This window comes from Labrys sp. F242 (genome assembly GCF_057813875.1).
In genome coordinates this window covers 1-306 of record NZ_JBVASG010000038.1, presented here as the reverse complement: position 1 = coordinate 306, position 306 = coordinate 1, and the positions used below count along the sequence as shown (strand labels likewise).

General features: G+C 63.1%; 1 protein-coding gene. It reads left to right on the top strand.

Features of this window, described 5'->3' with window-relative positions:
• Positions 1-306: cell wall hydrolase (locus ACZYTC_RS34340; RefSeq protein WP_488991769.1), on the top strand; the 306-nt coding region annotated here is incomplete at both ends.

The window sequence follows — 306 nt, the reverse complement described above, 5'->3', positions numbered from 1 at the left end:
GGCCAGCACCACGAATGAGCGTGAGTGTCTGGCCCGTGCCATGTATTTCGAGTCCAACCGATCCAGCGATGACGGCATGCATGCCGTCGGCACGGTGGTGATGAACCGTGTCGAGTCCGGCAAATATCCGCGCTCGATCTGCGGCACGGTCGGCCAGCGCGTGCAGTTCGCCCCGGGCGTGCTGACGATGCGGATGAACGACTCCGGCCGCGAGCGTGCCTTCCGAGTGGCGGATCAGGTGATCAGCGGCAAGCGCTATCCGGGCATGTCGATGAATGTGCATTTCTTCCACACGGCCGGTTACAC